At 39.1% G+C, this 15,707-nt stretch carries 11 protein-coding genes and 1 tRNA gene; 5 read left to right on the top strand and 7 right to left on the bottom strand.

Annotated elements, in window-relative coordinates:
* Position 1: 1 nt before the first annotated feature.
* The 3 genes from AC3B5B_RS04020 to yycF are packed head-to-tail and all read right to left on the bottom strand — an operon-like array spanning position 2 to position 3,932.
* The gene (locus tag AC3B5B_RS04020) at positions 2 to 1,333 is read right to left on the bottom strand and encodes a YycH family regulatory protein (RefSeq protein WP_489769370.1); all 1,332 of its coding nucleotides are present in this window, start codon (positions 1,331 to 1,333) and stop codon (positions 2 to 4) included.
* On the bottom strand, positions 1,317 to 3,191 hold the full coding sequence (gene walK, locus AC3B5B_RS04015; RefSeq protein ID WP_489769369.1) for a cell wall metabolism sensor histidine kinase WalK: 1,875 nt from the start codon (positions 3,189 to 3,191) through the stop codon (positions 1,317 to 1,319). The genes AC3B5B_RS04020 and walK overlap by 17 nt, the downstream gene beginning before the upstream one ends.
* Before the next feature lie 15 nt (positions 3,192 to 3,206).
* The gene (gene yycF, locus AC3B5B_RS04010; RefSeq protein ID WP_489756869.1) at positions 3,207 to 3,932 is read right to left on the bottom strand and encodes a response regulator YycF; all 726 of its coding nucleotides are present in this window, start codon (positions 3,930 to 3,932) and stop codon (positions 3,207 to 3,209) included.
* Between the two features lie 122 nt (positions 3,933 to 4,054).
* On the opposite strand from yycF, the gene AC3B5B_RS04005 reads away from it, so the two are divergent.
* Positions 4,055 to 4,127, top strand: a tRNA-Lys gene (locus AC3B5B_RS04005).
* Positions 4,128 to 4,311: 184 nt separating this feature from the next.
* A complete protein-coding gene (locus AC3B5B_RS04000) occupies positions 4,312 to 6,792 on the top strand; it encodes a glycoside hydrolase family 2 TIM barrel-domain containing protein (RefSeq protein ID WP_489769368.1) in 2,481 nt (826 codons plus the stop codon).
* A 78-nt stretch (positions 6,793 to 6,870) separates the two neighbouring features.
* Here AC3B5B_RS04000 and AC3B5B_RS03995 read toward each other — a convergent pair whose 3' ends face one another.
* Positions 6,871 to 8,040 carry a pyridoxal phosphate-dependent aminotransferase gene (locus tag AC3B5B_RS03995; protein WP_489756871.1) on the bottom strand — a complete coding sequence of 390 codons (1,170 nt, stop codon included), beginning with the start codon at positions 8,038 to 8,040 and terminating at the stop codon, positions 6,871 to 6,873.
* Positions 8,041 to 8,196: 156 nt separating this feature from the next.
* On the opposite strand from AC3B5B_RS03995, the gene AC3B5B_RS03990 reads away from it, so the two are divergent.
* Complete coding sequence (locus tag AC3B5B_RS03990) at positions 8,197 to 8,637, top strand: 8-oxo-dGTP diphosphatase (RefSeq protein WP_489756872.1); 441 nt, start codon at positions 8,197 to 8,199, stop codon at positions 8,635 to 8,637.
* 13 nt (positions 8,638 to 8,650) lie between these two features.
* On the opposite strand, the gene AC3B5B_RS03985 is transcribed toward AC3B5B_RS03990, so the two are convergent.
* Entirely contained in the window at positions 8,651 to 9,070 is a 420-nt protein-coding gene (locus AC3B5B_RS03985; RefSeq protein WP_489757695.1) for a GtrA family protein, read from the bottom strand.
* A gap of 85 nt (positions 9,071 to 9,155) precedes the next feature.
* Between AC3B5B_RS03985 and AC3B5B_RS03980 the strand changes: the two genes are divergently transcribed.
* Complete coding sequence (locus tag AC3B5B_RS03980; RefSeq protein WP_489756873.1) at positions 9,156 to 10,598, top strand: APC family permease; 1,443 nt, start codon at positions 9,156 to 9,158, stop codon at positions 10,596 to 10,598.
* A gap of 132 nt (positions 10,599 to 10,730) precedes the next feature.
* Here AC3B5B_RS03980 and AC3B5B_RS03975 read toward each other — a convergent pair whose 3' ends face one another.
* A complete protein-coding gene (locus tag AC3B5B_RS03975; RefSeq protein WP_489769367.1) occupies positions 10,731 to 13,367 on the bottom strand; it encodes a transglycosylase domain-containing protein in 2,637 nt (878 codons plus the stop codon).
* Positions 13,368 to 13,379: 12 nt separating this feature from the next.
* Positions 13,380 to 14,645 (bottom strand): hypothetical protein, encoded by a 1,266-nt coding sequence (locus tag AC3B5B_RS03970; RefSeq protein ID WP_489769366.1) that lies wholly within the window; start codon positions 14,643 to 14,645, stop codon positions 13,380 to 13,382.
* Between the two features lie 45 nt (positions 14,646 to 14,690).
* On the opposite strand from AC3B5B_RS03970, the gene AC3B5B_RS03965 reads away from it, so the two are divergent.
* Positions 14,691 to 15,611 (top strand): hypothetical protein, encoded by a 921-nt coding sequence (locus AC3B5B_RS03965; protein ID WP_489769365.1) that lies wholly within the window; start codon positions 14,691 to 14,693, stop codon positions 15,609 to 15,611.
* Positions 15,612 to 15,707 lie beyond the last annotated feature (96 nt).

Below are 15,707 nucleotides of genomic sequence, written 5' to 3'. Positions count from 1 at the left end.
ATTACCTCCCATGATTCAACCAACTCGTCAAAGAACGCCATTGATTATTCATCAAAACATAATATTCTGGCGTTAAGTTAACGATTTGCTTGTTTTGATCATCAGCCATCCAGGTATAACCAATTAAAATCTTTTGAATATTTTTCGGATTGTAAGCTGCCTGGGTCAACTTTTGAATCACGGTTTTGGTATCTGGCAACTGCACTGGTGCTTGGTCAGTTGGTAAAGGCACTTGCAAAAATTGCTTCGAAAAAGTTAACCGCTGAGCGTTAGTCGTGTAACTAACATTCACACTGCCCACATCTTCAGGATAAAAAATAGGAAAGCCATTCACATAATTGCGAAAGATCAATTGCTTATTTTTATCATTATAAGAAAAGAAGTATAGCCCGTTCAAGGAACTTCCAGATTTAGCTAAAATTTGAAAAGATTGATCAAACAAAGATCCCATAGTCTGGGGAACGGTGGTTTTAGAATAATCACTATAGGTGACTAAATTAGTTTTATTATCCACCACTAAACTGCGATTAACGCCACTACGATAAGTCGTCATCGTCCCGTTCTTGTGGGTGGAAATATCCGATTCCTGTTGCGAATTCAACAGATTAGACACATAGGTATTATTGGTTTGTCTCGCAATTAAATAACTGACTTTACTCAGCCGTAACGGCTTTTGATAATCCAAATTAGCAGTTTTAAATTTACGATTTTGTTTAATTGTAACTGGTACTGTAAAACTAGCATCTTGCGTAATTTTTCGTAAGCGCTGGGGCAGTAACTTCCGTTGCTGAACTTGATAAACGGATTGCTTTTGATCATCTAATAAAAAAATCTGAACTCGCTTTTTGCCCGTTGGTCGAGTTACTACTATCCGATTAATTTTTTGTTCACCGTGCTGTTGAATACCGCGTTGATTAATCAATTCCGCCAGCGCATTAATGCTCAATTGCGTTGGATAAATTAATTGCAAGGTATTATTTAATTGCAAATAATGCTGATAATTAGCCGCACCATGCTGACTTAACAATTTAACATGACCTAATTTGGCCGTCTTTAAAAGATTCATCGTTGTCGTAATCAAATTGGCTTGATTACTGCTAGCCGCATACTGTTGGTGCTTTTTTGTGAGTAAGAGTTTGGTTGGTAAAAAAATCTCATTCATTTTTTTGGAGACCCCAGCATTACGTTGACTAATTGTTTGCTGTTTACTGCTTGGCGGTAAGGCCTGCTGATACTTGGCATTATTCGTCCAAATTAACCATGACAAAATCAAACTAATCAAAACTGCTACTGCCAAACTCACGCGCAACAACAAATTATTCAGGTGCTTCATCCCACTCACCCTCACTTTCACTAGGATCATATGGTAAGGAAATATAAAAAGTGGAACCCCGATTTTCCGCACTGTTCACCCAAATATGGCCACCTTGAGCTTCAATCACTTCTTTAGAAATGGCTAAGCCCAAACCCGTACCACCTTGTTTGCGCGAACGTGCCTTATCAACGCGGTAAAACCGGTCAAAAATACGTTTGATATCTTTACGCGGAATCCCCAAGCCTTGATCGGCAATACTCAAAATCACATTATGATTGGTATCCAATAAGCGGCAAGTGATCGTACCACCGTCAGGTGAATACTTCAAAGCGTTATTCATAATATTATCAATGGCTTGCGTCATTTTATCAGGATCAATCTCAACCCATAAATCACGTTTTGTAAAGATTCGCTTAATTCGATGTGGAACAAAATTCTTTTGTTCAGCTTGCGCATGGTCGGCTTCTTTTTGCAGCATCAAGTCAAACCGATCCAAAATATAATTGAACATTTCGTTAAAATTAACTAACTCAACGTTGATTTTAGCCGTTCCTTGATCTAAGCGCGACAGACTCAACAGGGAGTTAACCATGCGAATCATACGCTCCGTTTCTTGTTGCGTCACTTTTAAAAATTGCGGTGCTAATTGCGGATCTTGCCACGCACCATCATTTAAAGTTTCCACATAACTACGCAAACTCGTCAACGGTGTGCGCAATTCGTGCGAAACATTGGACACAAACTCCCGCCGATCGCGATCAATCTTTTGCTGCTCCGTCACATCATGTAAGACACAAACGACCCCCGTGACAAACCCCGTATTACGTTTGATTAAAGAAAAGTCAGCCTGCAAAATCAATTCATCACCATCAGCTTGCAATTCAATAATCCGTTCTTCCTGATTATCTAAAATATCTTCAAAATCTAAATGTTGATCTAAATTTAATAACTCCATTAAATCTAATGGTTGCGTTGAATTCGAATCCACATTCAAAAATTCTTGAGCGGTTTCATTAATAATCGTAATTTTGCCGTGCCGATCTGTGGCTAGCACCCCATCCGACATCTGGGTTAAAACACTATCCAACCGGCGCCGCTCGGCATCGGAATTTTCCTGTTCTTCTTCAACTTTAACCGATAAATTGTTCACCGCAATCGCTAATTGGCCTAATTCATCTTCACTATAAACTCGAACCTGCCCAGAATAGTCCCCGCGGGCCATCCGTAAGGCTTGGCGCTGCATTTCAACAATCGGGCGGGTAATGGCACGCGCTACTACGATGGAAATCACCGCCCCTAAAATCCCGGCAACTAACGACGCTACAAAGAAGATAAAGACAATCCGGTTAATATTTTTATAAACTGGATCCATATCAGCGCGGACATAGACCGCCCCGACCGTTGAATTGTTATCACCATTAGAGTTTAACAAGGGCGTAATGGATAAATAATAACTACCATCACGGTCATTATGTGAAATCTGTGTTAATTTTCGTCCGGAATAAATCACATCTTTAATTTGAGAATTCGCCGTTCGCTTACCTACTGAAGCTTGATTATTGTCACCTTTAATGGCCACAATCCGCCCTTGACTATCAATTACTTCCATCTCAGAAATTTGAATATTCGTAAAATCCCGCACTGTTGCTCGAATATTTTTACGAGCCTTAGCTGTATTACTTGTCAAATTAACTGCTAAAGGCGTAGTTAACCATGAAGGTAATTGTACCTGCGTTTCAAAGGTTTCTACATTTTGCTGCTCTAAACGATGCACAAAATAAGCTCCGATAATTTCAATCGTACTCAACAACAATAAAATAAAAACTAATGCAATTTTGAATTGCATAGAACTAAAAAATTTTGTTCGCTTTGTCACGGCCATAAGCCCCTATTAATCTTTTTTAGGATCCTTCGAACTAGTTTCCGCTTTTAAATAGTAACCAACACCGCGGCGTGTAATTAAATATTCAGGCTTACTAGGATCATCTTCTACTTTTTCACGCAAACGCCGAATTGTGACGTCGACTGTGCGCACATCACCAAAATAATCATAGCCCCAAACTGTTTGTAACAAATTCTCCCGAGTCATTACCTGGCCAATATGCTGCGCTAAGTAATACAATAATTCAAATTCCCGATGCGTTAATTCCAATTCCCGACCATTCTTCATGACCGTATAAGCTTCTGGCAAGATTGTTAAGGAACCAACTTCAATTTCGGCAGTTGAATGTTCATCACTATTGTTCAAATTAACTTTTTGCCGCCGTAAATTAGCCTTAACCCGTGCTACTAATTCACGATTGGAAAAAGGTTTAGTCACATAATCGTCGGCACCCATCTCTAGGCCTAAAACCTTATCTAACTCTGAATCTTTAGCCGTCAGCATAATGATTGGTGTATCTTTGGTCTTGCGCACTTGCCGTGCCACCTCTAAGCCATCAATTTTCGGCAACATTAAATCTAAAATAATTAAATCCGGAGCTTCACTCTCCACTTGCTCTAACGCTTCTTCACCATCAAAAGCTACGACGGTTTGAAAACCTTCTTTATCTAAATTGTATTTGATAATATCAGAAATTGGTTTTTCATCATCAACAATTAAAACTTTATTAGCCATAAGGTAGAATACCTCCTTGGTTTCTCGTATCCAGTATACTAGATTTTAGCAATTCATGACAAAATTCTCTAAATCTTATTGCCAAAAGCTGGAGAATATGCTAATATATTCATTGTGCTTACGGGTGGTTAGCTCAGCTGGCAGAGCAACGGACTCTTAATCCGTGGGTCCAGGGTTCGATCCCCTGACCACCCATCAATCTTAGTAAAAGCTGTTATTATAACTTCAAAAGTTAGTATAACAGCTTTTTTGTTGTATTCAAAATTTACCCCAAGACTACTGACTTCAAGCAAAATGTAGTTTTGTCAATCAGTGATTGTCTCCGTCAATAAAACCATTATAATAATCATGTAATCGTTTTAAAAAAGGAGTGCTATTTTTGAAAAAAACTAACTGGAATCAAGATTGGCTCTTTTGGCAAGACCATAATTCTTTTGCTTTAATTTGGGATGTCCCGAAGACTGCCCAAAACGTCACTTTACCGCATGACGCTATGCAAGAACAACCGGCTTATAGCGCTAGTCCGAACGGCGGCAACACCGGTTTTCGCGATGGTGGTACTTATGTTTACGTGAAGAATCTCTTTGTTCAGCCGGAAGATCAAACTAAAAACTATCAATTACAATTTGACGGTGCCTATATGAATACCTTCGTCTTCGTTAATGGTCAATTAGCCGGTAAGCGTCCGTATGGCTATTCCGCTTTTCGCATTGATTTAACTCCCTTTTTAAATTTTGGAGCTAATAACGAAATTCGCGTCCAAGTAAAATCTGGGGCCATGCCTAATAGTCGCTGGTACTCGGGCTCTGGTTTAATTCGCGATGTGTACTTATTAACTAGTGCTACTAAAACTTATTTAACGCCCACTACGCAAATCACAACTTTGCAAGCCACTTCTGCCCAAGCGACGATTAATTTAAAGACGACCATTCAAAACCAAACTATTAATTCAACCGCTGCTTTGCAACTGCAAGTTCAAATTTATGATGAACAGCAACAACTCATCTTAACCGACCACTATCCCGTGCAGTTAGCTGCCAACGAACAGCGCCCCTTACAGCTACGTTTATCATGGGCACACCCCAGCTTGTGGAGTGCCCAAGAACCACATCTGTATCGTTGCTTATTGCAATTAAGTCAAACAGAACAATTGCTTGATCAAGATGAACTGGTTTTCGGTGTACGACAATTAGCTCTCAATGCCACTCAAGGCTTATTAGTCAATGGTCAAAGTGTCAAATTACGTGGCGCGGGTATTCATCATGATAGTGGTTTGCTAGGAGCTGCAACTTATGATGTCAGTGCCTATCGGCAAATTAAATTGCTGAAACAAGCGGGGTTTAATGCCATTCGCATGGCTCATCAGCCGGCGGCTCCCGCCCTCTTAAAAGCTTGTGATGAACTAGGAATGTATGTCCTTGATGAAACTTTTGACATGTGGAACCGTGCCAAATCTGATTATGATTACAGCCTTTATTTTCAAGAATGGTGGGCCAAAGACGTTCAAGCCATGGTCGAAAAAGATTTTAATCACCCTAGTGTCATTTTATATTCCCTGGGCAATGAAATTCCTGAAATTGGAACCCCACAAGGGATTAGCTTACTGACAAAAATGGAGCAACTGATTAAACAGTTAGATCCGACTCGGTATACTTTATCGGCAGTCAATGGCTTGTATTCGGTAGGTAACGAACTGTTAAATATTATCAGTGAAGTGGTTGATCAACAAGAACCCCAACAAAACCATGAAGCAATTACCGTGAATAATTTTATGGTAGCCATGGATCAATATTTAGATCGCATCGTCGTTGACCGGCGCATTTCCCAAAAATTAGATCAAATTTTCCCGATCACAGATTTAGCGGGCTACAATTATATGACTGCTCGCTATGAACAAGACGTCAAAGATCACCCCCAGCGCTTAATGGTCGGCACCGAAACTTATCCGCCACAAATCTGGCAGAACTGGCCGTTAGTTCAAAAATATCCCCAAATTATTGGAGATTTCACTTGGACGGGTTGGGATTATATCGGTGAAGCCGGCGTGGGCATTCCCGGTTATCACTTTGGTGAAGGTGGGTTTGGCGCTCAATTTCCTGCACAATTAGCTTACGTCGGCGATTTTGACTTAACTGGTTTTCGGCGACCACTTTCGTATTATCGCGAAATCATTTTTGGCTTACGAACCACACCTTATCTTGCAGTGCAAGACCCCAAGCATTATGGTGAAAAACTCATGACTACGCCGTGGATGTTAAGTGATACGATCCACAGTTGGAGTTTTGATGTTGCTGATGATGCGCCCGTAATCGTTGAAGTTTATAGCAATGCTTCTTATGTAGCATTATATTTAAATGAACAATTAATTGCCAGCCAAGCTGTTGATGAACATTGTCGCGTATTATTCAAAACTACTTATCACCCTGGTCAGTTAACAGCCATCGCTTATGATCAACACCACCAAGTAATCGGACAATCTAGCCTCCAGACTGTTGCTGTCCAAGATGCGCAATTACAAGTTCATGTGCAAAATTATTTACCAGAAATGAAGACGCGCCTCAGTTACCAAGCCTTGCCGATCAATGGCGCTTTATATTATCTGAACGTGCAATTGGCAGCTCCAGATGGTACTATTTGTTCTCTTCAAGAACAAACTTGCCAACTGCAAATTATCCAGGGCCAAGCTAAAATCTTAGCTTTTGGTAGTGGTAATCCTAAACCTCAAGCGGATGAACCATTAGCACAAACACAAACTTTTCACGGCAGAGCTTTAGCAATTGTCCAAAAGTCTGATGTGAAGCAACCAGTTGTCTTAGCAGTGCAAACAGCTAACCACCAGGTTCAACAAATTGAAATTTAACTCATTAAAAAAACGGTCATTCTGCAAGTTGAGATCCTCAGTCAAGCTTGCAGAATGACCGTTTTTTAATTGTTCAGTTTAAAATAAATTTAATTTGGCAATGCGTTGACAAGCCTCACTATAGCGCGGCTCATCAATCAATAAACCAATCCGCACATAACCTTCACCAGCGGCGCCAAATCCAGTTCCTGCAGCTACCGCAACCCCAGCTTGCTCTAACAACAAATCAGCAAATTCTTGACTGGTCATCTGTTGCGGTGTCGGCATCCAAGCATAAAACGTTCCACCTGCGGGCACTGGTTTCCAACCAATCGCTTGTGCCGCCCGTTCAAAATCGTCGTGACGTTTTTGATAGCGCGCCACTAATTGTTTAACCGATGTTTGATCACTTCTCAATGCCGCAATCCCGGCTTTTTGAACTGCCGGAAAAACACTGACGAACAGATGATCTTGAATCAAATTAATTGCTTCAATCATCTCTTTATTCCCCACTGCAAAACCTAAGCGCCAGCCCGCCATGTTATATGTTTTCGAAAAAGTATACAGCTCAATGCCGACTTCTTTAGCATGCGGTGTTTGCAAAAAACTGATGGGGCGCTGGCCATCAAAACCAATAGCACCATAAGCAAAATCGTGCACAATTCCCACTTGATTTTGTTGCGCCCAGGCCACCGTATCCTGAAAGAATTCGGGGGTCGCCGTCGCTCCAGTAGGATTATTGGGATAGTTTAAGTATAAGTATTTAGCTGCGGCAACTACTTTCGGATCTAAGGACTGATAATCTGGTAAGAAATTATTCTCTGCTCGCAAAGGCACTAATGCGGTTTTGGCTTGTGCTAAAGCTACTCCGGACAAATAGTCTGGATAACCGGGGTCTGGTAAAAGAATAGTCTCTCCCGGATTTAATAAAGCTAATGGTAATTCGACTAAACCTGTTTTAGAGCCACCCAAGACCGCTACTTCTGTTTCCGGGTCCACTTCCACTCCATATTCACGTTGGTAAAACTCAGCGGCAGCCTGTTTAAATTCTGGTAACCCTCGAAACGGTGAATATTTATGATTTTGGGGATCTTTAGCTGCTGTATTTAATGCCTGAACAATAAAATCAGGCGTTGGTTGATCTGGATTACCTTGACCAAGGTTAATCACGTCGACACCCGCCACAATTTTTGCATTGACCTTTTGAACTAAAGTGGCAAAAAATTGTTGGGGCAGCTGTTGCAATAAATTGGATTCTTCAAATTTCATTTTAATCTTCTCCTCACCTGTTAAGCATATTATAACCACTTTGCTACTAAAAAGTGCATTTTTTTATTCTTTCACGTAGCCTTTTTTCATTTTCAAACAACTAAACGTTATATAATAACAGCAGAATATTTTTTTACGATGGAAAGGATTAATTACATGCGCACTGAACCAGTCGAATTAACTAATATGGTCTTAATTTTAGATGCCCAAAAGCAACAAGTGCTCGTTGAATATCGCCGCGATCCTCATTGGCCGGGGATTGCTTTTCCGGGGGGCCACGTTGAAGCTCACGAAAGTATCACCCGCTCTGCTGAACGTGAAGTCCAAGAAGAAACTGGCTTAACCGTAACTAATTTAGAACTCTGTGGTTTAAAACAATATCCTTTAAGTCATGGACGCTTTATTTGTTTCTTGTATCGTACTACGCACTTTCAAGGTAATATTCAATCATCAACTGAAGGTCCCGTCTTTTGGATGAAGTTAACTGATTTCCCAGGAAATAAACAACTAGCTTCTGGCATGGATGATCTATTAAATGTTATGACTTCCGGTTTCAATGAGGTACTCTATCAAGGACCACAAACCTATTTCTTTTAAATTTATGACTAGTTTAGTGCTCTGTAAAAATAAAAATCTTACTAAAAAAGTAATTGGCAATGACGACTAAAACATTGTCAATAATTTTTACCCAAAAAGCATTCTGGTGTAAAACACTAATTCCCACAGCCATAATGGCCAGATCTAACAGCAAACTTAAAATCCGAAAAAAGAAAAAAGACACAATTTCTTTGCGCGCGGCTTGAGAACTTCTTTGATGTGAATCAAACACATAAAGTTTATTGGTTATATACGCAAAGATCACAGACAATAACCACGCTGTGACATTCGCAATTTGGTAACCACAAAAATGCCACCAAGTATATAAACAATTAAAAACTACTAAATTTATGAGCGTCGTTAAACCACCAAAAATCAAGTAGCTAATAACGCTCCAGTAAGTAACTATCATTTGTTTTAAACGTTGCATAATTTTCTCCACATTAAAATTTTATTGTTATTTTCTTAAAAATTCGTTACACTATGAACCATATTACTATAATTAGGAGGTCTTAACCATGGAACAAACCAAAAAAATCCGTTGGTATAACGTTGCCTTCATTGCCTTTACGTCCGTTTGGGGCTTAGGCAATGTGTTTAACAACTACGCTAACCAAGGCTTAGTCGTTATTACTTCATGGATTTTAATCATGTTATTGTTTTTCATTCCTTACACCTTAATGGTCGGTCAATTGGGCTCGACATTTGAGAATTCCGGCGGAGGGGTTGCCTCATGGATTAAACAATTATCTGGTAGTCGGCTCGCCTATTTAGCAGCTTGGACTTATTGGGTGGTCCAAATTCCTTATTTGGCGCAAAAACCGCAAATGATTATCGTGGGCTTAAGTTGGCTGTTTCAGGGTAACGGTAACTTTGTGAATACCGTGCCAGCACTGCCGTTACAAATTATTTGTTTAGTCATCTTTTTGGGCTTTTTATGGTTGACCGCCCGCGGGTTTACTACTTTAAAAAATCTCGGTAGTTTTGCCGGTATTATTGCTTTCATTATGTCGATGCTCTTTATCATCTTAGGCCTAGCCGCTCCTTTCATGACACACTTAACGATTCAAACACCGCATATGAACCAATTGCATACTTACTTACCGAAATTTGATTTTAATTATTTTACTACTATTTCGATGTTAGTTTTTGCAGTCGGAGGTAGTGAAAAAATCGCCCCCTATGTCAAACAAACACATAACCCCAGTCATGAATTTCCTATCGGCATGATCTGCTTGGCCGTTATGGTCAGCGTTTCCGCTATTTTAGGATCATTTGCTTTAGGGATGATTTTTGATTCGAATCATATTCCTAACGACTTGATGGCTAACGGTGCTTATTATGCCTTTCAGATTCTGGGCAAATATTTCCATGTTGGTAACTTATTCGTTTGGATGTATGCCATCACTAATGTCTTAGGTTCCGCCACCGCTACTGTCATTTCGATTGACGCACCGTTACGCATGTTATTAGAAGATAGTGATCCTCAGTATATTCCGCGGAAACTTCTCAAAAAAAATAAAAACAATATTTTTATTAATGGTTATTATTTAACCGGTATTTTAGTCACCATTTTAATTATTTTACCTGCTTTCGGCATTGGTGGCATGAATGATTTATACAAGTGGCTATTAAACTTAAATTCTGTCATTAATCCATTCCGGTATTTATGGGTTTTTGTCGCTTTTATGGCGTTAAGCAAACAACTCAAGCACCACCAAGCAGATTACATGTTTGTTAGAAAACCACTAACTGGCTTTATTTTGGGCTTATGGTGTTTCTTATTTACAGCTTTTGCCTGCATCTTAGGCATGGTTCCCAAATTAAATTACAGCAGTAATCCGCACGCTTGGTGGTTCCAAATTAGTCTCAATGTGATTACGCCTGTCGTTTTGATTGCGTTAGGCTTTATTCTACCAATGATTGCCCGGCGCCAAAAAAGCGAACTAACTAACAACTAAATTTTAAATTACACTACTAAAAAAGTTTGGGTTTCAACAAATGACCCAAACTTTTTTGATGCAGCCAAAATAACAAGAGATAATTGTACTCAATTGATCCAACTACTGTTGCTTCCTAATAACTGTGCCCCATTAATTAACATCAATCACTGGATCTGGGACATTGCCACCATAACTGCGAATTTGATTAATTAAGTCAATTAATTTTTGCTTTTGAGCTTCTTTATCAGCAGCATTATTTTGATAAGCCGCCTTCACACGACTTAATTGCTCCTCATATTGCGGTCTTAATTTATCAATCATCGCCTGCTTTTTAGTGGCCCGTTGAGTTTCAATTTGATTCTTTTGAGCTTCAAATTTGGCTAAGCGACCATTTTCTTTCTTAGCTTCTAATTGCGCTTGCGTCAAATTTAATTCTCGCTGCAATTGCATAATTTGTTGATTGAAGTTTGCTTTAGCTGACATGCGTTTAACATTCTCATTTTGATAACGGACTTTTTGTAATTTAGTCAATTGGTGACCGTACTGACTTAATTTATCAAAGGGAACCTGCTGGTAACGTTCAATGGCTTGCTGCACCTTACGTTCCCGTTGCAGTTCCTGCTTTTTAGTTAAATGATAGATTAATCGGTAGTCTAAATCCGTTAGACGTTTTTTATTTGCATTAATTTCGGCACTATTAAAGGCCAAGTAACTATCATGGATTACTTGTTCAATACTTTTACCCGTTGCTTCACGCCGCACATAAAGATTATCGCCGTCACGCCGAATGGTATTTGGCATGACAAAATCTTTTTTAGGTTCTTTCAACGCTTTAACTAAATAATCACCTTCAGTTTTAAAAGTCTTAATCGACAACTCCTCTTGCTCGGCCGTTAATGGTTGTTGGTGATCAAAGCCCGTCCAATTAGCAATGGTAAAATATGGTGTCATACCAACAAAATAACTATCTAAATTTTTATCCGTCGTTCCGGTTTTACCAGCGACATAAGGATAATCACTTAAAGCAGCATCCTTGCCCAAACCATTGTTGACCACACTTTGCATCGCATTCAGCATCATATAACTGGCATCTGCCGAATAAACATTGACCGGTACGTGGGGATTTTCATATAAAATTCGTGAATTATTTGTATCATAAATACTGCGGACATTACTGGGGGCAATAAAATTACCTTGTCGAGCAAACGAACTATATGCCGAAGCCATTTCAGTAGTCGTTACTCCCTTCGTAAAGCCTCCCACCGCAATAATAGCATTTTGATCAGCAGGATATAAACCTTGAAATTGCATTTTACCCAAATCTTGATAGAAGCTTTGTTGCTTATCACCTAAGGCCAACTTAAAGGCCACCGTATTAATCGAATCTGCTAAGGCCGTTCTTAAAGTGACTGCGCCGCGATAGCCACTGTACCAGTTGCTCACATTTCCGACAGGTCCATCAACCACTTTGGATTGTGGCGCATAACCGCGCTCAAACGCTGGCGCATAAGCAATTAAAGGCTTAGCCGTGGACCCCGGCTGCCGATAGGCATCACTCGCCCGATTCAATTGATCACCATCTGTCGTTCGGCCACCAACAATCGCTAATACATCGCCAGTCCGATTATCAACGATGGTACTAGCCACTTGCGGCTCTAATTTGCCATCTTGATCACGCTGTTGATAAGCAGCATACTGCTGTTGCACCAATTGTACGATCTGTTGTTGCAAGTTTTGATCAATGGTTGTTTTGACCACATAACCACCATTTAATAATTCACCATAGTACTTATCATAAGCTTGCGCATACTCATTTTTATAAGTGTTTTTTGCTTGATCATTGTTAAACAAATACTGCATTTGAAAACCGTGAATCGTCATTAATTGTTGTACGGCAGATTTCACCGCATAATTCAAGGCGTAATTTTGCGAAATATCATTATCATACTTAAAGTTATGAATTTTTAAATGTAACGATTGTTTACTAGCATGTTGATAGGTTTTCTTCGAAATCATTTTTTGTTGATACCAGCTATACAAGACCGTATTCCGCCGATTAATTGCTCGTTGCGGATGCAATATCGGATCATACAACACTTGATTGTTGGGAATTCCAATTAATAATGCAGCTTGCCCCCACGTTAATTGTTGCTGGGACTTGGAAAAATAATATTGAGCCGCACTACCAATCCCATAACAGCCATGGCCTAAATAAACATCATTCAAATAAAATTCCAAAATTTGCTGCTTGGAAAACTTCTGTTCTAAGGCTTGCGCTACTACCATTTCTTTAATTTTGCGGTCAAAGCTCTGCGTTTGGTCTTTCAAAATCACATTTTTGACCAACTGTTGGGTCAAAGTGGAGCCCCCTTGAACTTGTCTTCTCAAGACTAAGGAAAATACCCCCCGCAGCATTCCCGTTAAATCAACCCCGTGATGTTGGTAAAAGCGGCGGTCTTCAACAGCGACTACGCCTTTTTTTAACTTGGGATTAATTAATTGATGCTGGACATACGTTGATTGACTATGCGCTAAAGTTTTCATCACCTTATTATGCCGATCTTTGATCACCGTCGGCTGCTTTGGATAAAAAGTTTTAGTGGTAATATCGTCACTAATCAAGTAGCCGGCAGTCACATCTTTCTGTAATTCTTGCCAATACTGATGTCCAACTTTACTGCCGACAATTAGGAGTAGCACCAAAACGAGTAATATTAGATATTTAATTGCTTTTCTAATTGGATGTGCGCAAACTTTTTGCCACCAACGCTTACCTAAATTTTTCATACTTTCTCCTAATTACCGCACATATAAAACCGTTCCGGGCGTTACAATTGCCATTAATCGCGTTAAATCACTAGTACTTAAAGTTAAAGTATTATGGAGATTAATCAGCGAACTAGCAATAAACCCAATTTGATTTTGATTTTCAATTAGCATCGAATTCTTCAACGCCACATTATTCTTCAACCAAAAAATAGTTTCGGCTTGATTAAAATCACTAATATCATTATCTTGGTCGGCAAAATTCGTGGCATCTGCTAAATAATCGCCAAACGAGCTACTACTCAAATCGGTAACCACGCCCGCATTAATTCCGGGATCAGAAATCAAATTTTTAACGGTATAAGTTCCCGTGGGTAAACCATTATTCATAGCCATTAAGCTGGCCATTTTCGGTAAATATTTAGTACCGTTACGTTGTAATAACGTCAAGGTTTGATCCGCATTAGAATAAAATAAGACATTAGTAGCACTCACATCATCTTGTTGTAAACTATGACTAAACTGATCTAACTGTTTGGCATTATCAATAATAGTCACATTGGCTGGTTGATAATTCTGTGTTAGCGGGGCATTTTTCAAAGCTTTAAGTTCCGCTTGCTGCTGTTTAACTTGTGCCTGAGTTTGATTTTGTTGGGCCACTTTAAATTCCTTTAAAGCTTTAGCAACTTTCGGGCGCCAATATTTTTTCAGGGCTCGATTTTTGATGAGTTTATAATAAGTATTAATCGTCGAAGCTTTCGTCATGGTTAACTGCTTGGGACTAATAGTCTTCGCTAAATTTTTATTTAGATAAGTTTTAGCATCTTGGGTTTGGTCATACCAAATTCTAATGGTATCAATTCGATTTTTTTCTCTTTGATAAATAGTTTGATTTTTTTCCTTTAACAAATTCTGGTCTGTTTGATTTAAGCGTGACGTTGTTACTTGATTAGCGTAATAAGATCCGTCATAATAACGTGCAATTTGTTGCTGATTATCTACTCGCAAAGTTAATAACTGCTGCACTCGCGTCAGTTTTTGCCGCGTGGTCGGATGTAAGGTCAAATGCCCCAATGGACTGTTAGCTAAATTGGTCGTAAAATTTAACCGACGCGTATTAACCCGCGTAACTAAAGCCGACTGTTGGCGATCTTGATATTGTGAATCAATAAAATGCTGGGTACTAACATTAAAGTAGCCATTGCTCAATTCCAACAGAAAGCCTACTACGCCAATGATCACCATCGCCCAGCTAGTCAATTCTAAATTATGCAATAATGATTGTTTATTAATTTTCATAAAAACTAATCTTTCTTAAATTAAGATAATTAATGAGGTGCTCTTGTGAAAAGAAATATGAAAAAAAAAGGTTGTTTAGTTACCCTAATTTTAATGATAGTTATACTAATTCCTACTTATTATAACCGGAAATTAATCATTAATGCCACCAGTAACTGGTTATCTAGTCAAACTATTCCTTTTCAACTTGTCGTGAATCCTAAAACTATCAATCACAGTCAGCATCCTACCAGTCTAACGCTCGACGAAGTCAACGATCAAGACTATCAACACCAACTCAAAAATGCTAATCATATTGTAAAACTTTTTAATCGTAAACAACAATCTTGTGGCTTCTTATCTAAACAACAAAACCACCAATTACGCCAGTGGGTTACACAAAAGCCGCACCGCTATTTATATAGTGTGACGCCACTGGTCCTCGGTCAAAACCGGCACGGTCATTATGTAACGGTCAGTGTCAATCGCTACGATGATACTCACCAGATTCATAGTTACCGTTACCGCGTTTATTACCACCAGCAAAAGCCACAACAAGCTCGTTTTTTAGGTAATTTTAGTAGTAATAAACCACCCAAATTTATCACTTGGACAACTCGCGTCGGTATTTCTGGTATTTCTAAGGTTCCAAATTTTATTGATAAAATTAATTCCACCATGTTAAATTCCGGCGTAGCCGCCAAACCAACCACAACTGTGAAACAGTATCAGCAGTTAGCTCAAAATATCGGATTAAGTCAAACTAGTGCTCCTGGCTTAAAAAATTATATTAATCGTGGCGGTGCTGATCAAAAAAATAGCGCCATTACCGCTTATGAATTTAGTGATGTTCCACGTGAAACAAGATTTTATATTACGCAATACAACAATCACCAGCACTACCATTACACCTTGATTTTTAATCGTAATACTAACGCCTTTACTCAGTTTCTCAATGGTATCCAATCAGCAGCTCAAAAAAATTAGAATTACTGGCTGTTTCACATGAAACAATTATTCAAATTAAAAAAAGTCTTTCCTTGATTAATCAGCAGATTAACCAGGAAAGACTTATTTAATTCC

This window comes from Bombilactobacillus sp. ESL1187 (assembly GCF_058107155.1).
Note: the sequence above shows the minus strand (reverse complement) of the source record. Positions and strands in the feature narration are given on the sequence as shown.